General features: G+C 46.5%; 23 protein-coding genes. 18 read left to right on the plus strand and 5 right to left on the minus strand.

Annotated features, from left to right (window positions below; genetic code table 11):
- Positions 1–672 precede the first annotated feature (672 nt).
- Complete coding sequence (locus EC604_RS18805; protein WP_090918642.1) at positions 673–999, plus strand: MTH1187 family thiamine-binding protein; 327 nt, start codon at positions 673–675, stop codon at positions 997–999.
- A gap of 383 nt (positions 1,000–1,382) precedes the next feature.
- Here EC604_RS18805 and EC604_RS18810 read toward each other — a convergent pair whose 3' ends face one another.
- Positions 1,383–2,504, minus strand: coding sequence for a PsbP-related protein (locus EC604_RS18810; protein WP_123065610.1), 1,122 nt, complete (start codon positions 2,502–2,504; stop codon positions 1,383–1,385).
- Between the two features lie 516 nt (positions 2,505–3,020).
- Between EC604_RS18810 and EC604_RS30590 the strand changes: the two genes are divergently transcribed.
- The 7 genes from EC604_RS30590 (at position 3,021) to EC604_RS18835 (ending at position 8,464) form a co-directional block, all read left to right on the plus strand.
- Positions 3,021–3,125: a hypothetical protein gene (locus EC604_RS30590; RefSeq protein ID WP_017690880.1), complete on the plus strand. Its 105-nt coding sequence runs from the start codon at positions 3,021–3,023 to the stop codon at positions 3,123–3,125.
- Between the two features lie 41 nt (positions 3,126–3,166).
- Positions 3,167–3,271 carry a YjcZ family sporulation protein gene (locus EC604_RS30595; RefSeq protein ID WP_240037016.1) on the plus strand — a complete coding sequence of 35 codons (105 nt, stop codon included), beginning with the start codon at positions 3,167–3,169 and terminating at the stop codon, positions 3,269–3,271.
- Between the two features lie 538 nt (positions 3,272–3,809).
- Positions 3,810–3,938 (plus strand): YjcZ family sporulation protein, encoded by a 129-nt coding sequence (locus tag EC604_RS31065; RefSeq protein ID WP_429351941.1) that lies wholly within the window; start codon positions 3,810–3,812, stop codon positions 3,936–3,938.
- 1,142 nt (positions 3,939–5,080) lie between these two features.
- Positions 5,081–5,677, plus strand: coding sequence for an RNA polymerase sigma factor (locus EC604_RS18825; RefSeq protein ID WP_123065613.1), 597 nt, complete (start codon positions 5,081–5,083; stop codon positions 5,675–5,677).
- Positions 5,678–5,774: 97 nt separating this feature from the next.
- Complete coding sequence (locus EC604_RS30605) at positions 5,775–5,954, plus strand: hypothetical protein (RefSeq protein WP_240037022.1); 180 nt, start codon at positions 5,775–5,777, stop codon at positions 5,952–5,954.
- A gap of 16 nt (positions 5,955–5,970) precedes the next feature.
- Positions 5,971–6,666 (plus strand): anti-sigma factor, encoded by a 696-nt coding sequence (locus EC604_RS18830; protein WP_430538809.1) that lies wholly within the window; start codon positions 5,971–5,973, stop codon positions 6,664–6,666.
- A gap of 274 nt (positions 6,667–6,940) precedes the next feature.
- A complete protein-coding gene (locus tag EC604_RS18835; protein ID WP_123065615.1) occupies positions 6,941–8,464 on the plus strand; it encodes an HD-GYP domain-containing protein in 1,524 nt (507 codons plus the stop codon).
- Here the strand turns inward: EC604_RS18835 and EC604_RS18840 are convergent.
- Positions 8,457–9,110, minus strand: coding sequence for a phosphatase PAP2 family protein (locus tag EC604_RS18840; RefSeq protein ID WP_123065616.1), 654 nt, complete (start codon positions 9,108–9,110; stop codon positions 8,457–8,459). The genes EC604_RS18835 and EC604_RS18840 overlap by 8 nt on opposite strands.
- Before the next feature lie 237 nt (positions 9,111–9,347).
- On the opposite strand from EC604_RS18840, the gene EC604_RS18845 reads away from it, so the two are divergent.
- The 4 genes from EC604_RS18845 (at position 9,348) to EC604_RS18860 (ending at position 13,390) form a co-directional block, all read left to right on the plus strand.
- Positions 9,348–10,757 carry a sensor histidine kinase gene (locus tag EC604_RS18845; protein ID WP_123065617.1) on the plus strand — a complete coding sequence of 470 codons (1,410 nt, stop codon included), beginning with the start codon at positions 9,348–9,350 and terminating at the stop codon, positions 10,755–10,757.
- Between the two features lie 106 nt (positions 10,758–10,863).
- Positions 10,864–12,129: an MFS transporter gene (locus EC604_RS18850; RefSeq protein WP_123065618.1), complete on the plus strand. Its 1,266-nt coding sequence runs from the start codon at positions 10,864–10,866 to the stop codon at positions 12,127–12,129.
- 75 nt (positions 12,130–12,204) lie between these two features.
- Positions 12,205–12,885, plus strand: coding sequence for an oxidoreductase (locus EC604_RS18855; protein WP_123065619.1), 681 nt, complete (start codon positions 12,205–12,207; stop codon positions 12,883–12,885).
- 130 nt (positions 12,886–13,015) lie between these two features.
- Positions 13,016–13,390, plus strand: coding sequence for a RidA family protein (locus EC604_RS18860; RefSeq protein WP_090918620.1), 375 nt, complete (start codon positions 13,016–13,018; stop codon positions 13,388–13,390).
- A gap of 135 nt (positions 13,391–13,525) precedes the next feature.
- Here the strand turns inward: EC604_RS18860 and EC604_RS18865 are convergent, their stop codons facing one another.
- Positions 13,526–14,284, minus strand: a complete 759-nt coding sequence (locus EC604_RS18865) for a tryptophan-rich sensory protein (protein ID WP_123065620.1) — start codon at positions 14,282–14,284, stop codon at positions 13,526–13,528.
- Positions 14,285–14,513: 229 nt separating this feature from the next.
- On the opposite strand from EC604_RS18865, the gene EC604_RS18870 reads away from it, so the two are divergent.
- A complete protein-coding gene (locus tag EC604_RS18870) occupies positions 14,514–15,479 on the plus strand; it encodes an arsenic resistance protein (RefSeq protein ID WP_123065621.1) in 966 nt (321 codons plus the stop codon).
- An 82-nt stretch (positions 15,480–15,561) separates the two neighbouring features.
- Here EC604_RS18870 and EC604_RS18875 read toward each other — a convergent pair whose 3' ends face one another.
- Together EC604_RS18875 and EC604_RS18880 are read right to left on the minus strand one after the other, a co-directional pair.
- On the minus strand, positions 15,562–17,190 hold the full coding sequence (locus EC604_RS18875) for a response regulator transcription factor (protein WP_123065622.1): 1,629 nt from the start codon (positions 17,188–17,190) through the stop codon (positions 15,562–15,564).
- A 5-nt stretch (positions 17,191–17,195) separates the two neighbouring features.
- Positions 17,196–19,034: a cache domain-containing sensor histidine kinase gene (locus tag EC604_RS18880; RefSeq protein WP_123065623.1), complete on the minus strand. Its 1,839-nt coding sequence runs from the start codon at positions 19,032–19,034 to the stop codon at positions 17,196–17,198.
- A 143-nt stretch (positions 19,035–19,177) separates the two neighbouring features.
- On the opposite strand from EC604_RS18880, the gene EC604_RS18885 reads away from it, so the two are divergent.
- From EC604_RS18885 to EC604_RS18900, 5 genes are all read left to right on the plus strand, one after another.
- Positions 19,178–20,059: a carbohydrate ABC transporter permease gene (locus EC604_RS18885; RefSeq protein ID WP_090918610.1), complete on the plus strand. Its 882-nt coding sequence runs from the start codon at positions 19,178–19,180 to the stop codon at positions 20,057–20,059.
- Positions 20,059–20,895 (plus strand): carbohydrate ABC transporter permease, encoded by an 837-nt coding sequence (locus tag EC604_RS18890; RefSeq protein WP_090918608.1) that lies wholly within the window; start codon positions 20,059–20,061, stop codon positions 20,893–20,895. Before EC604_RS18885 ends, EC604_RS18890 begins: the two co-directional genes overlap by 1 nt.
- A gap of 222 nt (positions 20,896–21,117) precedes the next feature.
- A complete protein-coding gene (locus EC604_RS30285) occupies positions 21,118–21,282 on the plus strand; it encodes a hypothetical protein (protein ID WP_205127938.1) in 165 nt (54 codons plus the stop codon).
- 66 nt (positions 21,283–21,348) lie between these two features.
- Positions 21,349–22,650 (plus strand): ABC transporter substrate-binding protein, encoded by a 1,302-nt coding sequence (locus EC604_RS18895; RefSeq protein ID WP_123065624.1) that lies wholly within the window; start codon positions 21,349–21,351, stop codon positions 22,648–22,650.
- Between the two features lie 270 nt (positions 22,651–22,920).
- Positions 22,921–23,577, plus strand: coding sequence for a TetR/AcrR family transcriptional regulator (locus tag EC604_RS18900; protein WP_123065625.1), 657 nt, complete (start codon positions 22,921–22,923; stop codon positions 23,575–23,577).
- The last annotated feature ends 78 nt before the right edge of the window (positions 23,578–23,655 follow it).

Consider the following 23,655-nt stretch of genomic DNA (forward strand, 5'->3'; position numbering starts at 1 on the left):
AAAACGGATTTTGCGGACTACAGTGGCAGTAACCAGATACGTTTGGGATGAAATCATGCGACAAGGAGTGGTCAGAACCTGCTCATACAAAAAGCATTCCCCTTGCCTTACGGCTGAAAATGCCCATTCATGTTCTGGTTTTTAACAGTCTTATCTATGCATGCCTTCTACAGAACAAGTTGCTGTATGTAAGCTGTTGTCTGATCATTTACGTACCTGTGAATAAAGATAACGGACGCAGTCTAAACAGCCCCGTTAACCTCCAAGCCAGCCCTGTCTTCGAGAAAGCGATTTACACCTACAGGGACGTGCCTTTGGAGGTGATTTCATCTTGTTTTTCGATAGATTCCAGATGCTGGATATAAGAAGTGGGGTATCCCATTTCACTATATTTTGTTGCTGTCATACTAATGTACCCCAACATATAGTGTTTGTAAACAGGGGGGAAACCATAAAACGTAATTCCGAGTATACCATTTAAGCAAGGAATCCGCAAAGGAAAAGGACTGGAAGATTTGAAGATTCTGCGAAAAAAAATTTACGGGATTTGGAATGACGTCATCACGTCAGTTTGAATTGGAGTACTTTAAACTGGTAAAATAAAATCAGTCAAAACTCGACTAAAACTTGAGCGGCAACGGTTCAAACGGTGCCCAGAGGAGGCAGAGCGAAGTGGCAATTGCAGAAGTAACCGTTATTCCGATTGGAACAGGAACCACCAGTCTGAGTAGTTATGTAGCAGACATGCAAAAGATATTGGAAAGGCAACGCGGCATTACATACCAGTTGACTTCGATGAGCACCATTATTGAAGGCCCGCTGAACGAAGTTTTCACCGCCATCGCGGCTTTGCATGAAGCTCCGTTTCTGTCAGGAGCCCAGCGTGTCTCCACATCCGTGAAAATCGATGACCGGCGTGATAAACCGGACGCTTCCAGTGTGCAGAAACTGCAATCCGTACAGGATAAGCTGATTTCACTACACAACAGGCCGAATTGAGAAAAGACATGGAGTGGAAAGAAGATAGGCTGTGGGCAACTCATGGTGGATTATTCCGCTCCCAGGCTGAGGTTTTCTAAAAACTGCATAAAATTATTTTACGCGGCGAGTTCCAATAGGGACTTGCCGTTTTTGAGTTTTTGACCGTGTCTCACAATACGTGCTGCTCTGCTCTATATCAAGAACGATAAGCCATATGCCAAAAGTAAACGGGGGCATCAACTCATACGTTTATTCAAACTTCGTTTTCTATCCATTTTTATCCAATTGAGAAAACAGTTCAAGGTTTTGTGATTATGTGGCGTTCAAAAAAGAACTCTACAACAAACAGGCCAGCTTAATTATAATTAAGCCGACCTGTTCTTGTCCATTTATTACCTTGACTATTCAGCAATGATTAAAGAGGCACCCATTATAGTAGAATTGGTGTATCCGCCACCAACATTATCGAAGGAGTAGTTAGCAATAGGTACGCCAATAACAGTGGCATAGTCCCCATCAAGCAAGTCTCCGGTCGAGGCAGGATATATGGCTGTAATATAATTTGCGTAATCGTCCTCTAGTAGCAAGATAGAAATGGGTGATCCGAGTGAATTGTCTTCTTCCACCTGAATAACCTGTCCGCTTATTTTCACAAAACTTTCATAGTAGTTGGCTACATTTTTATTGAGATGTCGGGTGGTCACATCGGCTTTGACAAGTCCTTTTACCTTTTTGCGAAGCTCAGCAGTATCTGCAGGGAACAGTCCGGTATGTTTTGCGAGAAAATTATAAGATTCCTGCTCCATCACGGCTGTCTCAGATGAGATGGATGATGTAAGATCGTTAAAGAAATCAGCGGCAGTTGCTGCGGACGATGAATCTCCGGCAGATGTAGTTACAGCTGTTTGCGTCAGCGGAGAAGTAATGTTCAAGGAATTAAGAATATCACTGACTTCATCTGAACGATATGAATCTTTGCCATAAGTTAAGGTTAAGGTATACAGGTCTGTATTTGTTGGAATCATGTACTGAACTAGAACTACATTAGTACCGGTGGAATTAGTGTAACTTCCTTCAAGTACACCAGCATTTATGTCTTTATAAGGCTTAATACTAAAATTGGTCTTCTTATAATCGGAGATACCAATCGACGCACCATTTTGCACATAATAGTCTGCTGTATTGTTAGCAAGCTCCTCAGGGTTGATTGAACCTGACGTGTTGGCTTCGATCGTTAAATTAATGTTATCTGCAAACTTCTTTGTTCCTGATTGGTCTGAGAACGCGCCCTTCACCGCAGCGTGCATTTGACTTGTATCTACACTTTTCCAAGACTCAGGATATGAAAATGAAAATCCTTCCCCGTTATATGTAGTATATTTTGTTTCTTTAGCTTCAGCTTTGACAGTTTCAGCAGCATTCGTTGTTTCTGAGGGTTTGTTGTCAGCTGTTTTCGTTGTTTCCGAATTACCGCAAGCGCTGAGCAGTACGGTTAAAGCAAGAATCATAACCCGTGTTTTCATTTTTCTAATCCCCTAGTATGCTTCCCATCGGTTGGGTTTTTTACTCCAGTCATCAGGTGAAATGCCAAACTCTAAAATTTGTACTTTTTTAATTCTTCAGGATAAAGGTTGGTCATTCGTACGTTATTAACAATCTAATCAGACTTTAATAATTGATATGGATTGATTCAATCTAAAAACTACTGCACCTCGTAACAAATGGATACATTGCTTAAGACAAGCAGAAATACTCCTTTCCACATAGATTTTAGAATAGCAGCCCTCCTGAATAAAGGGGTAGCAAATGTCCCAATATTAGGAACACAAATGCCGCAAATCTAATAAATTATAACACTAAGTAGTAATTAAGATAAGTGAAAGGCGATAAAGGATGTATTTATAAGCTTAACTAATACATTTCTTCTTGGTGAAAAATATAGTCTAAACTGGAAATCTGCCCATTTTACATCTGCGCCCGGTCGGTTGTGTGTCTGATGCATATAGTGAACTGTACCTCAAATCAAAGGAGGGTTTTACATGAGTGGAGTAGTTGGTGGATACGGCGGTGCATGGACATCGACTGGCGCGATTCTGGTTCTCTTTATCTTGCTGGTGATCATCTCTAAAGCATTCCTGATCTAATAAACGGTTTTGGTAAATTCACACGTGGGGGAGGGTTTAAGATGAGTGAAGTAGGAGGAATGGGATACGGCGGCTGGACTTCCACTGGAGCAATCCTGGTGTTGTTCATTCTGCTCGTTATCATCACGAAGTCGTTCTGGGTATAATGTGTCGTGCTCTGCCGGTTAGCCGGCAGGGTTTTATGAGACTGGACAAGCTGCGTTAAGTAAGAGAAGAGAGTCCAATCTACTAAACGTTGTAACGTTGTTCATTTTGGGCGCTCGTTAGAAGGGGATATGAGAAATAATAGTGGCATGAGACGAAGTAGGGAGTTCTACGACTTGTAACAAAGCAGGAGTGGGATGATCAGAAAAGGAAAATAGGGAGATAGTGGAGAGTAAGAACAAGTGGGAGCAGAAGGATGAGAGAATGCAAATAAAGATAAGGGTCAGGGTTAAACGCCTATTTTGTGATCATGAGGGCCATAGCCCGGTCGCCTTGTAGGGCAGATACATAGCTTAAGGTGTAGGCAAATGTTAAGGAGGCATGACGATGAGCGAAGTTAAACCGAACTCACCGAACGGACAGGGGCAAGTTTACGGACAACAAGGAGGGCATGAACATATGTACGGATACCAATATCCAGGTCAAGAAATGTACAATTACGGAACAATGCCTTATGGCTACCAGCCGAATCAAGCACCGATGGTGCAGGGGTACCACCATGGTTGCGCACCTGCCTATGGTTATGGTGGAGGCATCTGGAGCTCCATGGGAACCATTCTTGTTTTATTCATTCTGCTCGTAATCATCTCCAAAACCATGTTTATCTAAAACCTCTGTTGAGAGACCGTAGTTCAAACGTGAACTGCAACATCAGGCCAATCGGAAAGCCTGACTGGATTTACTCGATTACAGATACGTTTCTCCCAAGAGTCTTTCTGACAGACAAAGAATATAAGGAAATTATAATTATTTACATGATAACTCCGGCAGTAAGCCGGGGTTATCTTTTTTTTGGTGTGCTTTGTTGCGGAGAGGGGGACATGGCTAAGGAGTTGGAGTAACTAACGGTCACAAAGGTTTGTAACGTCCAAATGAAATTTAATACTGTAGACTTACATAACTCGATGTTGGTTTACGAAATTTAGAGACGTTGGTTTACGAAATTTAGAAAAGAAAGTTCACCGCCAGCTCACCCGTGCATGTGTAACGATCCTGAGGCAGATTGTAGGGCGCTTGCTTGGTGAGCATAATGTGGAATCTGTTCGATTTGGGAGGAGAGTGCGGCAAGTTGGCTAAGAGGATTAGAATATAGAAAAGCACCCGGAACCCAATTCCGGGTGCTTGATGTATGTTCTCAATCTTCTCAAGAATAAATGATATCCAAAACAACAAAAGCCCTACCTCTCTTTTGTCCTTGCGGCTCCGATGACCGCGCCAGTGTGAATGGGAACATCTTGTAAACCCTTAGTCTACCGGGTTATTGTGATTCAGGTTCGTCAATCTCCATAGGTTAGTTAGCATATTCGCTGCGGTCGCAGCATGAAGAAAATATTCCGGGGTTAAAAAGAAGACAGAAAATCATATGAGGTTGTTTATACAACTTTTATATCATATCACAGTCTGTAATTTATTGCAATAAAAAGGAAGGGTATTCCTTGAAGCACGAGTTTAGGTCTTCATTTGAGTCTGGAGTTTCATGCTCAGCGAAGGATTGTGAGTAAGGTTAATATTATTTTGATGCATTATATTTATGAAAGAAAGAGAAAATATTTTCGGAAAAATCAGAAGAAACACCTCGAAAAGTATGTTCTGAAAAAATAACACAAAAAAATGCTCAGAAGAAATAACTTGAAGAGTATATTCGGAATGTTTGGAAGAAATATCTCAAAAAAATGTTATTAAGGGTAATCCTCTTCAAACGTTTCTACGTAGGTTATAATATGAGGGAAGATACAGAAAGGGGCCCTCGGATGACTGAATCGATAGAGGACAGCAGGTTGATGCAACGAATTGCAGAACGTGATGCTTCTGCACTGGAACTGCTATATGACCGATATGAACGGGCCGTCTATTCTTTTGCCTACCGAATTGTTGGTGATTCGATGACGGCAGAGGAGACCGTGCAGGAACTTTTTCTGCGCGTCTGGAATAAAGCGGAACGATTTGATGCCTCACAGGGGAAGCTGACCACATGGATGTTTGCGATTACGCGCAACATCGCGGTGGACATGCTGAGGCGGAGATCGAAAGGAGCAGCGGCCACTTCAGTTGAGCATGAGACATTGGCGGCGTATGCTGACGAATATACAAATACAGAAGAAGAGGTCCAGCGCAAATGGGAAGGTACACGCATTAAAGAGGCGTTAACCCAATTGAATGAGGACCAGCAGCAAGTGATTGAATCGATATATTATGCAGGTTTAACGCAACAAGAGGTATCCAGCCGATTCGGGATTCCGCTGGGTACGGTGAAGAGCCGTGTCAGGCTTGCCATGCGCCAGCTCCAGAAGTTACTTGCTGATGCTGAATTGCATCCGGACGCGGGAAGGGAGGGCATACATCCATGATAGAACGACATGAGGAGTGGTCTGATCTGGCACCGATGTATGTGCTGGGTGGACTGGAAGCAGAGGAAGTGGCGGCATTCGAAGCACATATGTCGAATTGCGAAGCTTGTCGTCAGGAGGTAAGGGAATTGCAGGAAGTAACCGGCTTCCTGCCACTTGCGGCGGACCCTGTGGCACCGCCGCCGGGCATGCGAGCACGCGTGCTGGGCAGCGTGCTCGGTCAGGCGCAGGAGAGCGCCGGCGAAGCGCCGGCGGCCGCTCGTACGCAGCAGTCTGAAGCACCCGCATCCGCGGTGCTTCAGGAAGACCTTGCGCCGCAGCATGAGCGTGCGGCGCAGCCCGGGCCTGGCCTGCCGCCTGTGGCGGTGCCTGCGGCCCGGGCCGAAGAGGCTGCCCAGGCGCAGCTGGGACAGCCACAAACGCGCGCGCGTGCGCGCGGTGGCCGCGCTTGGCGCGCAGCCAGTGCGGGCCTCGCGGCAGCGGCGCTGGTGCTCGGCGTTTATGCGGCGCAGCTGCAGAGCCGCATCGACTTGCTGACGCAGCAAGCCGAAGGCGTATCGGCCGCGCAGGAGCAGCTGGCTCAGGCGCAAGCGCAGAACGCACAGCTGCAAGAACAGCTCGTCTCAGCGCTGGCGCCGGCGCAGGGCATGCAAACGGGAGAGGCCGTCAAACTGAGCCCGGCAACACAAGATATTGTTGCGCAAGGTCTAGCGACCATCGTGATTGACAGCAAAGGCACACATCTCGTGGTACAGGCAGAGAAACTGCCCGCACTGGAAGGCAATCAGGCATTTCAGGTCTGGCTGATCAAGGGGGATACCCCTAAGAATGCGGGGACGTTCTTAAGTCATGACGGTACAGGTGCGGTCTATTACACGCTGGATTCCGCGAACGATTATGACACCGTAGCGATCACGCTTGAACCGGATGCTCTGGGGGATCAACCACGAGGCACAATGATTTTGGCGGCTAAAATGAAAACAAGCTAGAAGCCAAATCGCCAAAGGAGCTTTAATGGAAAATTCGTAACGAAACCTTCATAAAAGGCCGCTCCCCCAGGGAGCGGCCTTTTATGAAGCAATCCCCGAAGCAATCCCCGAAGCAATCCCCGAAGACAGTTAAGCAGAATATTGCAGCATTATTCGCATGGATCTTATTAATTTTTTTCGTGGGAATAGCCGATAAACATATAGGAGGAAGCATCCTTATTCTCCCTTTTTTATCTAGGCAGAATGGGTTAGACATAGAGAGCGAGGGATTGGATTGGAAGTGTATCGTTCATTTATCTTCCGTCTGCTACGCAATTATCTCATTGGTTCGTTATCAGCCATTTTTATTGTGGGCACCGTGGTGATGATTTCAACCTTGCAGATACCCAATATTCAATATGTTCGATTGGTTGCCATTGTGCTCATTTCGATTCTGTTTATGCTGGTTGCAGAAGTGATTACGCTGTGGGCTCAACTAGGACCAATAGGTCAATTCTTCGCTGCCGAGCATCATGAAATGGCTGAATTAAATCGGACGTACGAACGAATTCACCGCTTTCCGGGACAAACCATATATCGTATTCTTGGGCCGCACATGCTAGGTTTTTCTGTGCCTGCGGCAGGGCTTACACTGTGGATGATATCCACAGGCTGGCTTGAAATACCCTATGGATATGTCATGATTGCAGCGATGTGTGCATTGTTGATAGCCAATATGCATGCCCTGATTGAGTATTACCTCACAGTGAGGGCAGTGAGGCCGCTACTTCTCGAAGTTCGCCGTAGAGGCAAGTTGTTGTATGGAATGGAACCTTCGCTTGGCGGACGTATCCTGATCCCGATACAGCGGAAGTTTCAGACCAGCACTGCACTCATCGGTTTATTTCCGCTTTGTTTATTTTTTCTGGCTACCTATATTCGGCTCCAGTACATAGACCCGCTGTTTGCGAAAGAATATACGTTGTGGGGTGTGCTCATCGTCATTTTGGGCGCAGGATTCTCCATGGTTGGCAGTTGGCTGTTGATTCGGGATGTCCGTGATCCGGTTGCAGAACTGACACATGAGATGAACCGAATCCAAGAAGGAGAGTTCGGCAGAAGAACACCGGATTTGTATTCAGATGAATTTTCGCAGTTGATCTCGGGATTCAATATGATGATTAGTCGGCTAGAGATGAGGCAGGAGCGTAATCGGCAACTGTTGCAAAGTTACTTCTCTCTGCTTGCGGCTGCACTGGATGCCAGGGATAAGTATACGGCGGGACATTCCATGCGTGTAGCGGAGTATTCCATTATGATCGGCAGGCTCAGCGGCATGAATGACGAACAGGCCGACTTGTTGTACAAGTCAGCTTTGCTTCATGATATCGGAAAAATTGGTATACCTGACGAGGTATTACTCAAAGACGGCAAGCTCAGTGATGAGGAATTTGCAATTATTCGTACGCATCCTGTATTAGGAGAGAGTATTTTGCTTCAGATTGAGCCTGTGGATGCTATGGCAGACTTCTTACCTGGAGTGCGATCCCACCATGAGAGGTATGACGGCAAAGGTTATCCTGATGGCATGGCAGGCGAGGAAATTCCGCTGTTCGGCCGTATTATTGCGGTAGCAGATGCGTTTGATGCGATGACGTCAAATCGACCGTACCGGAATGGAATGAGTGATGAGAAAGCGCTTATGATTCTGGAAGAAGGAAAGGGGACCCAGTGGGACCCCTATTATGCAGGTTTATTTATTGACGAGTGGAGACGACAGAAACAACTGGACCAAAAGCCGGAAGAGGGGGTTAGTTGATCCCCTCAGTCCATTTGGACTCTTTTCTGCGACGGCGATAAAGGGATAGACCCGTAATGATCGTGAAGATACACTCACCAAGAATAATTGCACTCAGTGCGTCGTAAATGACATGTTGCTTGATGAGCAGTGTAGAGATGATAATCAGGGATGCACCGGCAGCTACCGCCACCTTGACAGATTTACGGATGGTTGAAACCGATAGAACGGCACGCATCACCAGATAAGAGTGCAGGGCGTGAATACTGGGAAAACAGTTATAAGGACGATCCTGGCTGTAGAGCCATCCGATGACGACTGCACCCAAGCCAGAGCCATTTAATTCCGGCCTAGGAACCATAGTTTGGAAGTTGAAGTAGATTAGGTAACAGATCCAGACACAGATGTTCATGGATAACAAGACCCGATAATACATAAGTCGATCCTTGGCACACAGATAGGCCAGCACGCCGAATACAAACGGGTACCATCCCAGATAGGGAATCGACATTGCGGGTATAAAAGGAAGCATCCGGTCAATTGGAGAGTTCAGGATAACATATCCACGATCCGGACTGTTCAAAATATCATAGAAAAGTCCCATGACAGCCAGGGATAACATCAGACTAAGCGACAGCCAGTAGGATTTATCTTTTAACAATTGCACAGCTGTAAATCTCCTTTCATCATGTTTCAAGCAAACATGATTATAGCGATAAATATAAAAAATGAAACAACAATATATTTTACTATGTCTTACACACAAATTGAATCTTGATTTTGTGTATTTTTTTGTTTCTTTTTGACGATGTTTCCATACTGGGGCAGGTCTAGCATGATATGATGTAAAAATACGAACGAAATAAGCATTGGGGTTATAACGTCGAACAACAGGAGTGAATGCATGCAATTTTCGAAAATGTTCGTACTCAATATGGGGATGCTTATTACGATTGCTTATCTTGCAAGTGTTTTCTATAAATATATCGTTATACGCACCTCTTCCCAAGTGAAACAGGTCTGTTCCGTGCTAGTGCTTATATTTGCAGGCTGGATCAGCACGGTGTTTGGATTTCAGTTGAATGATGAAGTTGTGTTTGATCTTCGTTATGTACCTCTAATTGTTGCTGTTCTGTCGTACAGGCAACCCTATAGTGTCATAATTATAGGTGTGGGAATCGGTCTGTCTAGGCTGACCTTTGGTATTTCCGATGCAACCGTCGCCGCGGTTATTAATATGTCTCTTCTTGGATTACTCTGTGCGGGCCTCAATATTTGGATGCGGCGCAGCAACTACAGGCTGATTGTCAAAGGCATCATCGTTACAGTGATTGTTAATGTTGTTAACAGTGTGAACATCGCCTTAGTAGGTGTCATTCCTACCGCATATTTCTTCTCACACATTATGCCTTATACGCTTCCTAGTGGAATCTTGCTTAGTCTTATATTTGCGTTCATCTTACGGGATTTTCAGAATGAACAAAATCGGATTCTCTTGATCCAGAGTACGAATCGGCTTTTATCTGTGCAGAAAGAGGAGTTGCAGAAAGCGCAAATTGTACTGGAGGAGAGAGCCAACCAATTGACGATTGCCTCACAGTACAAGTCCGAGTTTCTGGCGAATATGTCGCATGAACTGCGCACACCACTGAACAGTGTGATTAATTTTGCCCAGATGATTAGCGAGAATGCGGATACGATGGACCAGGAGGAAATTGTACGTTTTGCAGACATGATTGATCAGTCTGGACAAGAGCTTCTGAGACTGATTAACGATATTCTGGATTTGTCTAAAGTCGAAGCTGGCCGACTGGATATTGTACTTGAAGATATCAGCCTGAGCCAACTGATTGAAGATGCTATGAATCATTTTGGGCTCGTTGCTGACAAAAAAGGAATTGAACTGGTGCTGGAGAAACAAAAAGGACTGCCAGATACAATCTGGTCTGATCCACAGCGCGTGCAGCAGATTTTGCGGAATTTAATGTCCAATGCCATCAAATTTACGCCGAAAGGGAAGGTTACTCTAACCGTGAGTACCCAACAGACTAAACAGGCAGATATGGTTAGTCAGTGGCTTGTTTTTTCGGTTCAGGATACAGGGATCGGCATTCCGGAGGACAAGCATCATTCCATATTTGAAGCATTTCAGCAGGCTGATGGTTCGATTAGCCGTAAATTTGGGGGAACCGGACTTGGCCTCTCGATCAGCAGAGATCTGGCGAGATTGCTGGGTGGATCCATCAAACTCGAGAGTGCTGCGGGCAAGGGAAGTATCTTCCATCTGTGGCTTCCACTCACCGTGAAAAAATGAGTTGACAACCTCTGTGCCGTGAGTAGAATTTGGGGTGACAACTAGTATCGGCCGGCAAAGCTTTACCCGGTCTAAGGAGTGTATCCCCATTCAGAAGACGGTCAAGATGAACCCCTCTTCGTTCATAGGCAAGCCACGGCGCAAGGGTTCGACACAACGCACGAATTTATCAATTGCAACATGGGAAGGCGTACCGGCAATTATTTTGCAAACGTTGCTGGGTGGTCCATTTCTAACCGGATTTTTGCTGTATCTTGGGGCCGGGTCGAGACATATTGGCTTTGTGCTCGCGATTACCACGTTTGTAAACATTGCGCAGATCGGCGCGGCATACTGGATGCAACGTATTCGGAGCCGTAAGCGCGCGCTTTTGCTGTTCGTTGGAGGTCACCGTATTTTGTGGAGTGCAACAGGATTAATTCCGTTCATTTTCCCTAAGGAATGGTGGGTCAGTGTTTTTATTGGCTTGTATACGATTGCATTCATATGTAATACCATCGGTGGTATGATCTGGACATCCTTGATTGGGGATATCGTACCTGCCAAGGTAAGAGGACGTTATTTCGGGATACGAAATACGATTCTGAATGCACTTGGAAGCGTTTGTTTATTTGGCGGCGGAATTTTGCTGGATCGTTATCCGGGAGAGACTGGTTTTCTGATTTTGTTTATTCCCGTATGGATCTGTGCCATCGCCAATACGGTTATTTATTTCTTCTATCCGGATCTGCCCTTTGAACGGTCGACCGAAAAGTCGTTCTCACGGATGTTCATCAAACCGTTTCAGGATCGGGTTTTCCTGAAAGCGACCATTTTTCTGGCGGCATGGCTGTTGATCCAGACATTAATTGTTCCTCTCTATTCTTACGTTATGCTGGATCTGTTAAATGTCAGCTATCAGATGGTCTCTCTGATCACGGTTGTGCAGACGCTGGTGATGATGGGAGGATTCTATATTTGGGGCAACCTGAATGCCAGATACAGTAACAAAACGCTATTGTTCTGGACGTTGCCTGTCATCGCCTTGTCCTGCCTGTCGTGGGGATTGATGTCCTTTGCCCCGGTATTGGTTGCGTTGTTCCTGTCCCACATCTTTCTCGGGATTGGCGTTGGCGGTTTCAACCAGCTCGCGTTTAATTTTACGATTGGCGATACACCGAAAAGTGAAAGACCGATGTTTATAGCCGTTTATTCAGCTCTGACTGGCGTAACGTCGTTTATTGGCCCGCTGATTGGCGGCTGGCTGTACGAGAAGATGGAAACTCTCTCGGAAGCGATGGTTTGGATATCCACCTACGGATTCCAAGTGATGGTTGGTACAGTGATGCTGCTGCTTACGTTTACTTTGGGACGTCGGGTTCTTTTAAAATAGAAACAGAAAAGCGGATCACGATACTCATCAATAGGATACTCAGCTATATATGATTAGATTGGGGTGGTTGAAGAGATGCATCATCCTGAACGCAAAGCGATGGTGATCGGGGCTACCGGACTTGTGGGTGGGCTTTTGGTTCACAGTCTGCTGGGGCACCCTGCATACAGTGAGGTTCGCATTCTGGTCAGGCGCAGACTTGATCTGGAACATCCCGGGCTGAAGCAATACGTTGTGGACTTCGAACAGCTTGAAGGTCAGGGGCACTTGTTTGCAGGGATCGACGATCTGTATTGCTGTCTGGGCACAACGATTAAAAAAGCAGGCAGCCAAGATCAATTCCGTGAAGTGGATTACCACTATCCGGTTCGTGCAGCGACGCTGGCAAAGCAGCATGGTGTGGAGCAGATGCTAGTGATTTCCTCCATGGGAGCGAGTGCGGATTCGCGTGTGTTTTATAGTCGGACCAAAGGTGAGATGGAGGATGCACTTTCGAGTATCGGGTTCCGTGCGTTACACATTTTCCGTCCATCCCTTATTCTGGGGGATCGCGGGGAGAAACGTCCGGGTGAACAATTCGCTGCGCATGTTATGACTTTTCTGGACCGCTGGATGAAAGGCCGTTTAGACAAATACCGGGCCATTCAAGCGTCAACGATCGCTCAAGCCATGAGAAACGTCGCTATGGTGCAGACAAAGGGCAATCATGTTTATCCCAATGAAGTGATTCATGTGCTTGGGGTGCAGGACGCTTGAGACTTGCAAGGGCGCAGGCAATAAGCGTTTCTTGTCAGAACGGGTGCATGGTATAATAGGTTTTAAAAATAAAAGCATGCCTTGTCTCCATGTCGTGGCAGGGCAGCGAACGCAAAGGAGTACCTGTCGAATGAAAAAAGCAATCTCGACCGAGCAGGCGCCGGGCGCTATTGGTCCATACAGTCAGGCAGTAGATGCAGGGGATTTTATCTATACATCTGGTCAGCTTGGTCTGAATCCGCAAACCGGTGAATTTGGTGCAGATGTACAGGAACAGACTCGCCTGTCTCTCAGTAATGTTAAAGCGATTCTGGAAGCAGCAGGTACAAGCATGGATAAAGTTGTGAAAACAACCGTATTCCTGAAGGATATGAATGACTTCGTTCCTGTCAATGAAGTATATAGCAGCTTCTTTACGCAGCCTTATCCTGCACGTAGTGCTGTGGAAGTTGCGCGTTTGCCGAAAGATGCACTGGTGGAGATTGAAGTGATCGCGCTGAAATAGGATGATATTTCAGCCTTGCCACAGGATGAGCGATCGAATCCTGTGGCGTATACAATTACAGCAAAAAGCCGATTAAGGTCGTTTGACCGAAATCGGCTTTTTGCTTGCGGTTTATTTTATAATAGAAAAGGGTGCTCAATCGCGGTCTTGATTGCGTGCAAGGAACAGCCACACGGCGTAAATCGCCAGAACGATGGCAATGATAATCCCCGTATAGTAGACAGAAATGACATCCTTTTGTTTGAGAGCGATAGCAATGTATGCCCAAGTGAATACGAGTGGGTACACACTGTCACGGTAACGGAAGCTGACAAGCACGGCCAGAACCATACCGACGATCAGCATGATAATCGTCCACGCCGTTTCACTGATGCCGAATCCATCCCATCCGATTTTGTACAAATAAACGGCTGTGTTAACGATGGTTGCTACGCTAACCCATCCGAGATAGATGCTGAACGGCAGTTTGACTAGCCAGATTTCAGCCGTTGTTGGCATGCTGATCGCACGTGTTTTGACGTATAGCATAATCAGAGTAAGCAGCAGCAATACGATAATCAGCAGCGCGAGTCCGGTCTTTAGATTTTGAAAAGCGAAAATCCATGCGACATTAAAGGCGCAGCTGGCGAGAAACCAGTATCCTAGACGGGTAATCGAGTTGTTTTTCCAGGACGCGGGGGTGAACTGATAGATGATAAATCCGGCGAGAAGGAGGTAGATCAGACCCCATATCGCAAAGGCATAACCCGAAGGGGTCAGCAGTACAGGGTACATATCCGAAACTTCCTTGTTGGTCTTGCCGCCAATGGGCAGAGCATTGGAGAGATAATTTACAATAATAACAGCAATAAAACCGAGGGCGTTTAACCACTTATACGGATTGTTACGGGACATGACGTTTCCTCCTTGGTTTAACAAATGTAATGAACCGTGGGTCAGTCTACAATGAATATACCCACTAAAGACTCGTTTTAATAACATGTGTACTAAATTTGAGAACGTACATCTTCCGAAAACCTCGCTCGGTCAAGCTTATTGGAACGGAGTTGCACTCTTCCCAATGTACGCAGATGCAGGTGTGAATATGTCCTTATGAGTTTTTTCAGGCAATAGGGGGAGAGAGATGATAATAAGAGAAACAATGGAGAGACAACAGACCTGGTTCTATGTGATGGCTCTATGTGCAGGTGCATGGATTGGGCTAGCCGCTCCAGCTTGGGGGAGTCTACTTCATAATGCGGTGTCACCGGTTCTTGCTGTGCTCCTCTACAGCATGTTTGTGCAGATTCCGTTTACAGAGCTTCGGGCATCCTGGTCCAATCTGCATTTTATGGCTGCGCTGCTCATCGCGAATTTTATCGCTGTTCCTATTGTGGTTTGGCTGCTTACGCTTGTTTTTCCGCAATCGTCTGGTGTGTTGATGGGAGTCTATCTAGTCTTGTTAACCCCCTGTATCGATTATGTCATCGTGTTTACACAGCTGGGACGGGGGAACGAGAAGCTGATGCTGGCAGCAACTCCACTGTTGTTTGTAGTACAGATAATTTTGCTTCCAGGGTATCTTTGGTTATTCATGGGCAGTGATGCAGCCGCAGTAATGAGGGCAGGGCCATTTGTAGAGGCTTTCTTGCTACTAATTGTGGTTCCGTTGTTGCTCGCATTGATGACACAAATATTAGCCAACAAAGGCGGAAGTGCGCAGCGGTTGCTTCATGTTACGGCATGGTTTCCGGTTCCAATGATGGCAATCGCGTTGGTCGTCGTTGTAGCTTCCCAGATTGGCAAGGTCTACAATGATCTGAACAGTATTGTGGATGTCATTCCGATCTACGCTGCGTTCCTTATCATTATGCCCTGGATATCGAGAATTATTGCGAAACTTTTCCAACTCGATACGGGTGCTGGCCGAGCTATAGTCTTTAGTGCTTCAACCCGAAATTCGCTGGTTGTTTTGCCATTGGCATTGTCGCTCTCACCAGAGTGGGCAACCATTGCGGCCGCGGTAATTGTCACGCAGACGATGGTGGAGCTTGCAGGAGAGCTAATCTATATCCGCCTTGTACCGCTTGTGATTTTGCGAGATCGGTAAGAGGCTGTGTAAACGTAAGGCATAAAGAGGACTTCCGACAGCATGTGTCGAGAAGTCCTCTTTTGGAATCGAAACAGGTTTGTTATGAACCTCTTTGTAGGATGGTTTTACGATATTCCGCAGGGGTCATTCCCTCTATTTTTTTAAATACTTTGCTGAAATACTTTTCATCCTGAAAACCGACCATTTCCGAGACTTTGGCAACTCGCAGGGAAGGGTTTTGGAGCAGGAGTTTGGCATTGTTAATCCGCAGCTTGCCGAGATATTCTGACCAGTTCAATCCGAACTGTTGTTTGAATTTACGAGAAATGTACTCCCTGCTCAGATAAAAGCGTGCAGCAATCTGTTGCAATGACAAGTCCTCCTGATAATGAGTTTCCATGTAGCGAGCGATTTCACGCATAGGATCAGGATCGGCGTGACGCTGAGCTGTGAGTGCTTTTCCGGCTGCAAGCAATCGTTGCTCTAGCAGGGAACGAAGAAGCGGGAACGAAAGCAGACCTTCAGGATCGAAAGGCAATTCGGCAAAAGGAGGAAATTGATCTTCGGCACTTTCTTCCTCCGGGGAGAACTGACCTTCGGCATCATCCAGCCAACGGCTCAGCATCCATTCCAGCTCTTGCATCCATTGTTGCAGCTGCTCTGCACCGATCACCTCTAGCTTGGTAAACGGCTCAAGCCACTCTGTGACGGTATCGGTTACACTGGCAGCATGACAACTTAAGGCTGCTATGCGCATAGGCTCTTCAAAAGCAGTCAAACGTTGGCCCTTATTCCTGCTCGAAGATTCAAGGGTAGAGTGAATACGCCGCCGCGTACCAATGGTGTTGCGCCTCCACAATTTGGAGCTGGCATCCAAATAGGCTCCCGAAATACCGGCAGGGTAGTTTTCACAGGTAGATACCCCAAAATGAAGCCTGCGCTGAATCGTCTGTTCCAATCCATCGTTAATGCTATCCAGGATGCGTGTCAGTGAGGACAGTGCTCCCCAGTGAAACAGTACAATTTCATCCGGCTGGTTGAGCTGACGAAATGTAACCCCTTCTGTCGGTGTACGCATCATCTCCGCACAGATGTTGAGCACGGAGAATACGAGCAGATCTGGCTGACTGCGATATTTAGCTAAACAATCCGCATCCAGATGAGACAGACTGGTGACGGCTACACAGCACATCGGAATGAGGCAGGGGAGATTCAATTCTTCCTGTAATCGCTGAATATGTGCGGAAGTGTTACCTCTGCCAATGGCCAGCTCGGTGAGCAAGCGATCCTGATAATGCGGGCGCATGCGATTAACCACGATGGATTGTTTGGTGGACTCTGCGCGTAGGGTATGCTCCTCTTCCCAAGATTTCACTGCCTTCATCAAAGAGGCATTCAGTTCGTCTGCTTCGACGGGTTTTAGTAAGTAGTCCATGCCGCCATGCCTTATTGCATGTCTCACCAGTTCAAAATCGTCGTATCCGCTAATGACAATGACTTTACAATGTGGGGCATGTGCTGAAATCCATTCAAGTAGTGCCATTCCATCCTTGCCGGGCATGCGCATATCGCTCAGTATAATCTCAGGTTGATGCGCTGTGATTGCCTCGATCGCTTCATTTCCGTCTGCTGCTTCGAGCAATATGTCGATCCCCAGGTCATCCCAATGACCAAGGAGCTGGATGGCATGGCGGACATGCTGTTCATCATCAACAAGCAGTGCTTTCATGTTGTTCACTCTCCCGCGTATAGTTTGACTTGAAGTTTTACACCGCCTGCTTCTAAATTATCGATTTCGATCCTGGCAGGCATGCCGGGATGAGCGTTGAGTGCAAGTCTGCGTACCACATTGCGAATGCCGATGGATTCGGACATGGCAGAATCCGGAGAGGACATTGCAGATTCTGTCTCTTGGGGTTGCAGCCATTCGCGTATTTCAATCAGTTTATCTTCAGGAATAACTGGACCGTTGTTAATCAGTTCAATCTCTATCCAGTGCTCGTCAACCCGGCGGCTAGTGATGGAGATATATCCTTTTCCTGGCTGTACATCGGCTCCGTGTTTGAAATAGTTTTCAATTAATGGCTGCAATGTCATGCGAGGCATCTGAACAGATAATGTATCCTCTGCAAAATCCATGTGTACCTCCAGTCGTTCACCAAAACGTTCCTGCTGCAGCTCCAGATACAGCCGAGCATGCTCTGCTTCCTCGCGGAGGGTTACACGGGTCTGATCCCGCATGCTGTAGCGCAGCATTTTGGACAGGGAAGAAAGTAAGGTATACGCTCTTTTCCCTTGCTGTTGTAACGCCAGAGTCCCAATGGATTGTAAAGTGTTATATAGAAAATGCGGGTGAATCTGTGCTTGCAATGCTTTGAGCTGATTCGTTTTATTCGCAAGTTCCAGCTGGTACTCTCGCAAGATCAAGTTATTCACAGTATCCATCATATCCCGGAAATGTCTCGCAAGCACCCCGAATTCATCCCGGCTCGACAGACGGATATCTACATGCAGGCGGCCTGCCTGAATCTGATTCATGTATCGCATGAGCTGCCTGAGCGGACCTGTAATACGTATGGAAATGAATAGCGTTGCCACGATTACAAGGAGTAACGCAGCAATGGCAATCATCGCATTGTTCCAAGTTAGCGCTGTAGCTCTTGCATATAACGTTTCATTCGGAATTTCTTTCACAATGGTCCAATCCGCATAGTTGCTTCCGAGCTGCTGATATACATACATGGAATGATCTTGTTCAAAATGACCAGCAGCATTCCGTGCCGAACCGGCAAGGGTTCGTCCATCTTCAAGCACACTTCCTGCCACTTGCTGCAGATGGCCAGCCTCATTGGCCGCTTGTACCTCGGTTCGTCCTTGATAAACAATCCGGTTCTGCCCATCGACCACATAGATCTGCTCTTTAGCTGGATCATACAGTCTGCTGCAGATTGCGGCAATACTGTTCATGTTAAGATCAATGGCTAGAACGCCCAGCCGTTCAGGAGATGGGATATCCCGAATGATCCGATGCAGGGTAATCACGGTTCTTGGTGAATCGTCAGGAGAGGCCGCCTTGAAACCATAGGTATGACTCATATGTGCAGATTCTACCCAGATATCCGATCCTCCGTCCCCCGTTTTACCATGCAGTGAATCGGAATAAGCTTGCTTGCGTTCCTCGCGTTTTGGGAAAGGATTGGTAATCAAGGTGGATTGGTTGGATACAAAAGAATGCAGATAGAGCTGGAATACATCCGGTACAGCGGCTCTGATCGTTTGCAACGTTGTGTATACCTCAGCAACAGCCCGATAATCCCCCGGCAATTTAGCCAGATTCCGCAGGAAATTGGGATCATTGTATACGGCGAGCGAGGCCCGTGCTACGTTATCGACGTAATTGTTGAGATTGGTTGAAGCCTGATAAATAAGACGTTTATTCTCTTCCAGTGCTTGTTCTCGCAGGGCTGTCTTGGTCTGAATAAAGGTCATGCTGATCGAAGCCAGCAGTGGAATCGTCGTTGCGATTAGCATAAAGGCGATGAGCTTGGTGCGGATACTGTAATATTTGGACATCAGTACACCCCTTCTGGTGACTCGTCAAGAGAGGACAATATTTTACACCCAACTGTTCACGAGTGTCGGTGTTTCCCTTCACGATTTTGGAGTTTAATAGAATAAGAGACCAATATCATCCATCTATAGAAGGGGAGAACGATATGAAGCATCGCAAATCTTCACAGCTGTTACAGCAGCTTGTGTTCGTGGGTCCCTCCGTTGTATTTTTTATTCTCATCATCGTGGTCCCTTTCCTGCTTGGCATGATGTATTCCTTTACGGATTGGAATGGAGTATCTGCCAGCATTAACTGGGTTGGGCTTGATAACTTCGTGCATATTTTTGCAAACGATCCCAAGTTCCAGAATGCATTCTGGTTCACAGTACGCTTCACCGTTGTAGGGGTGATCCTCACCAATGTCATCGGTTTTTTCCTGGCCTACTTCCTGACCAAACCGCTCAAGACGAGAAATATTCTGCGTACGATCTTTTTTATGCCTAACGTAATCGGTGGATTGCTGCTCGGGTTTATCTGGCAATTCATATTTGTGAAAGGGTTTTCAGCAGTAGGCGACGTGACGGGCTGGTCCTTCTTCAATCTCCCGTGGCTGGGAGATGAGCCGACGGCCTTCTGGGGAATTGTCATCGTGTTTGTATGGCAGACCGCCGGTTATCTGATGGTCATCTATATCTCATCCTTAACGAATGTCTCACCTGATCTGCTGGAAGCTGCCGAAATTGACGGAGCCAGCCGCGGGCAGGTGCTACGGAGCATTATTTTACCGCTCATTATGCCTGGTGTAACCATCTGTCTGTTCCTGGCGATTTCCTGGTCGTTCAAAATGTTTGATCTCAACTTGTCACTCACGAAGGGTGGTCCGTTTGGCTCAACCGAGTCGGTTGCACTCAATATCTACAATGAGGCCTTCGTGAACAACCGGTACGGTATTGGAACCGCTAAAGCATTTATATTTTTTGTTATCGTTGCCATCATCACCATGGTTCAGGTTCGTTTGACGAAGAGCAAGGAGGTTGAAGCCTGATGGAGACAACAAAAAATTATCGCTTCGGTACCGTAATTACCGAAATTGTGATGGTGTTGATCGGATTGTTGTTCCTGATTCCGTTTTACTTCCTGTTTGTGAATTCGGTCAAAACCTTCGGTGACCTGCTTACCAATTCGGCTGCCTGGCCGGAAGTGTTCCAGTGGGGCAACTACGCGAACGCTTGGGAGAAAATTAGTTTTCCATCGGCGCTCATGAACTCGCTGATCGTAACGATCGTCAGCAATCTGTTGCTTGTGCTGATCAGTTCCATGGCCGCGTACCGCATGGTTCGCAGCAATACAAGGTTCAACCGGATATTATTCGGCCTGTTTATTGCGGCAATGGTGATTCCGTTCCAGTCTATCATGATCCCGCTTGTTACGGTAACCAGCAATCTGGGATTGATCGACAGTCTCGGCGGACTCATTATCTGTTATCTCGGGTTTGGAGCACCGATGTCCATCTTCCTGTTTCATGGATTCGTTAAATCGGTTCCCTTAGAGATTGAGGAAGCAGCCCGTGTCGATGGAAGTTCGGCCTATGGAGTATTCTTCCGCATCGTATTCCCGCTGATGAAACCGATGTATGTAACCGTCATCATTCTGAATACGCTCTGGATTTGGAATGACTATCTATTGCCATCATTGATCCTGCAAAGCTCCAATCTGCGCACCATTCCAATCGCAACCTTCGCGCTGTTCGGTCAATATACGAAACAGTGGGATCTGGCTCTGCCTGCTCTGGTACTTGGGATCATGCCAATCATTATTTTCTTCTTGCTGATGCAGAAGTATATTATTCAGGGTATTACTGCCGGCTCCGTTAAAGGATAGGTGCGAGGGCGGGTCGCTCCGGGGAGAGTGCGGGGGAAGTCACTCCGTCATCATGTGCGCTTTCGGTCGCTGTTGCTCCTGGGGGGCCTGAATGTATGATGGCTAAGGAAGCCCCCGAGGTTCAAAGGCGAACGCTCCGCTCCTCCAGCGCATCATGATGCCTCCGCTCCTGCCTCGCACGGTGGCGGGCAAAAGGCACATCTGCCCGCAGGGCTTGGACAGATGCGCCGGAGCAGAGCAGGGAAAGACAGTGAGAGACAAGAGTCGGCTTGTTCGTTAATCCGTGATCAACTGCGCATACCATTTGTGGGCATTGCGTTAGTTCATCTATATAGTAAGCAAAAGAATTATAAACAAAGACTGGGTCATCTTAAACAAACGAAGTAAAGAGTAAAAGGGTAAGCAAGAGGTGCAGGCGGTAAAAGTGAAACTACTTACAGGGAGAGTGTATCTATGAAAAGAATGACAAAGTTAACATTGCTAATGCTCATTGCTTTTTCAGTCATGCTTGCAGGTTGTGGAAACGGGGACAAAAGCGGTAGTCCCGTGAATACAGATGCTCAAACGGGTGGTGGTGAAGCGGCGGCTGGCACCAAAACGATTAAAATTTTTCAATACAAAGTTGAAATTGCCGAAGCGCTTAATCGTCTCAAAGCAGAGTATGAGTCTTCCCACCCAGGCGTGAAGCTGGACATTCAGACGGTCGGCGGTGGCAGTGATTACGGAGCTGCACTAAAAGCGAAGTTTGCCGCAGGTGAACAACCGGACATCTTTAACGTAGGTGGATACCGTGAACTCGATACCTGGCTTGAATATCTCGAAGACCTATCCAGTGAACCGTGGGCTAAGGATGTACTGGAAGTGGCCAAAGAGCCGATGACTAAGGATGGCAAGCTCTATGGACAGCCACTCGCGCTGGAAGGGTACGGTTTTATCTATAACAAAGATTTGTTTGCCAAAGCTGGCATCACTGAAATCCCAACAACACTGGAACAACTGGATCAAGCAGCAAAGAAACTTCAGGACGCAGGCATTACACCGTTCTCCAACGGGTATCAGGAGTGGTGGGTGCTTGGCAATCATAATGTCAATGTAGCATTTGCGAATCAAGCCGATCCGGTAAAATTCATTCAAGGTCTGAATGAGGGGACGGAGAAAATTCCGGGTAACCCAGTCTTCGAGGAATGGATCAACCTGCTTGATCTGACGCTCAAATACAGCAACAAAAATCCGCTCACCACAGACTACAACACACAGGTAACTCTGTTTGCTAGTGGAGAAGCGGCGATGATGCAACAAGGGAACTGGACACAAGTACAGATTGACGGCATTAATCCGGATCTGAATCTGGGTATTCTGCCTATGCCGATTACAAATGAACCGAATGATAAGCTGTTCGTAGGCGTGCCTAACTACTGGGTTGTGAATAAAAACTCCCAAGTGAAGCCAGAGGCAAAAGAGTTCCTGGAATGGCTCGTCACTTCCGACATTGGTAAAAACTATTTAACTAAAGAATTCAAGTTCATTCCGGCGTTCAGTTCAATTCAGGCATCGGAGGAAGAGCTGGGTGACCTTGCAACAGATATCATGAAATACAGTCAGGAAAATAAAACGTTAAGCTGGAACTTCAACCGTTTCCCTGAGGGCGTTCCACAAGAGTTTGGCAGCACCATTCAGGCGTATGTGGCAGGTAAATCAGATAAAAAAGCATTGCTTGATGCATTACAGCAGAACTGGGATAGTCTGAAAAAATAAGTAAATCACGTGCACTTGAAGTCAGTTGCATCTTTTGCAACTGGCTTCTTTGCATTTCCTGCTACAGCACGGTGTTCAGCTTAAAAATGTGGATAACTGCTCACCTTTACAAATCAAAAAAATAACTTTTACATCGGCTTAATACTATATGTGGATATCCTGTGTGTATATGTTCTAAATGTGGACAACTTTTCAGAAAATAATCTGATGATCTGATTTTATCAACAGACATGCTTGCTTTTGTTAAAATAGTACTATATAGTTCTAGTTATGAACAATGACAATATATCACATCAAGGGACTCCTAAATCTTCTAAACCATCCAAACCTAGAAGCTCCAGTCCCAGAAGCTCTAGTCCAGTTAACCGCACCAAAGCGGTGGAAGTTGCTGCGCAGCTATTTCTCCAGCAGGGTTATGCTTATGTCAGCATGGATGAGGTGGTGCGTGTTAGCGGCGTATCCAAATCCAATATCTATTATCATTTTAAAAACAAGGAGGAACTGCTTCAGGCGGTTGTGCAGTTCTGGATTGCCCAATATGAATCCGAGCTGTATCTGCTTCTAAGTCAGCGTGAGCGGGGAGTGGAGGAACGGATGAACTCTTTCCTGGAATTGCTCTCGGCAGGTATAGAACATAGAAACTTTAAAGGCACATGCCCGTTTGTCACTCTTTATATGCAGGCACCGGAAAGTGCTTCCCTGGCGAAGGAGAGTATCTCGATCTTTTTCCGGGAGCTTGTACCTATGGTGGAGAAGCTGTTCCAGCAAGGGGTAGAACGCGGAGAATTCCGCAAAGGGATTGAGCCGGGGGCTGTAGCTTCCCTATTTGTTGCAGCACTTGAAGGTTCGCTGATCTTGGCCGGAACTTCACGTGATCTGGGTATTATCGAGCAGTCCGCACGAACGTTTTGTCAGATGCTTCGTTAAACGAAGCTCTTTTTTTGGAAGTTAATAGTACTGATTAGTACTAGTTTATATCTTGGTAATAAACGAGATCAAGAGAAA

Source organism: Paenibacillus amylolyticus, from assembly GCF_003719335.1.
GTDB lineage: Bacteria > Bacillota > Bacilli > Paenibacillales > Paenibacillaceae > Paenibacillus > Paenibacillus amylolyticus_D.

Excerpts from the sequence above, each read along its gene's own strand:
- EC604_RS18890 (WP_090918608.1), top strand. The coding sequence starts at position 20,059 with ATGGAGACAACAAAAAATTATCGCTTCGGTACCGTAATTACCGAAATT.
- EC604_RS18870 (WP_123065621.1), top strand. The coding sequence starts at position 14,514 with ATGATAATAAGAGAAACAATGGAGAGACAACAGACCTGGTTCTATGTG.
- EC604_RS18880 (WP_123065623.1), bottom strand. The coding sequence starts at position 19,034 with ATGTCCAAATATTACAGTATCCGCACCAAGCTCATCGCCTTTATGCTA.
- EC604_RS18855 (WP_123065619.1), top strand. The coding sequence starts at position 12,205 with ATGCATCATCCTGAACGCAAAGCGATGGTGATCGGGGCTACCGGACTT.
- EC604_RS18845 (WP_123065617.1), top strand. The coding sequence starts at position 9,348 with ATGCAATTTTCGAAAATGTTCGTACTCAATATGGGGATGCTTATTACG.
- EC604_RS18895 (WP_123065624.1), top strand. The coding sequence starts at position 21,349 with ATGAAAAGAATGACAAAGTTAACATTGCTAATGCTCATTGCTTTTTCA.
- EC604_RS31065 (WP_429351941.1), top strand. The coding sequence starts at position 3,810 with ATGGTGCAGGGGTACCACCATGGTTGCGCACCTGCCTATGGTTATGGT.
- EC604_RS30590 (WP_017690880.1), top strand. The coding sequence starts at position 3,021 with ATGAGTGGAGTAGTTGGTGGATACGGCGGTGCATGGACATCGACTGGC.
- EC604_RS18875 (WP_123065622.1), bottom strand. The coding sequence starts at position 17,190 with ATGAAAGCACTGCTTGTTGATGATGAACAGCATGTCCGCCATGCCATC.
- EC604_RS18825 (WP_123065613.1), top strand. The coding sequence starts at position 5,081 with ATGACTGAATCGATAGAGGACAGCAGGTTGATGCAACGAATTGCAGAA.
- EC604_RS18885 (WP_090918610.1), top strand. The coding sequence starts at position 19,178 with ATGAAGCATCGCAAATCTTCACAGCTGTTACAGCAGCTTGTGTTCGTG.
- EC604_RS18860 (WP_090918620.1), top strand. The coding sequence starts at position 13,016 with ATGAAAAAAGCAATCTCGACCGAGCAGGCGCCGGGCGCTATTGGTCCA.
- EC604_RS30595 (WP_240037016.1), top strand. The coding sequence starts at position 3,167 with ATGAGTGAAGTAGGAGGAATGGGATACGGCGGCTGGACTTCCACTGGA.
- EC604_RS18810 (WP_123065610.1), bottom strand. The coding sequence starts at position 2,504 with ATGAAAACACGGGTTATGATTCTTGCTTTAACCGTACTGCTCAGCGCT.
- EC604_RS18865 (WP_123065620.1), bottom strand. The coding sequence starts at position 14,284 with ATGTCCCGTAACAATCCGTATAAGTGGTTAAACGCCCTCGGTTTTATT.
- EC604_RS18900 (WP_123065625.1), top strand. The coding sequence starts at position 22,921 with ATGAACAATGACAATATATCACATCAAGGGACTCCTAAATCTTCTAAA.
- EC604_RS30285 (WP_205127938.1), top strand. The coding sequence starts at position 21,118 with ATGCGCCGGAGCAGAGCAGGGAAAGACAGTGAGAGACAAGAGTCGGCT.
- EC604_RS18850 (WP_123065618.1), top strand. The coding sequence starts at position 10,864 with ATGAACCCCTCTTCGTTCATAGGCAAGCCACGGCGCAAGGGTTCGACA.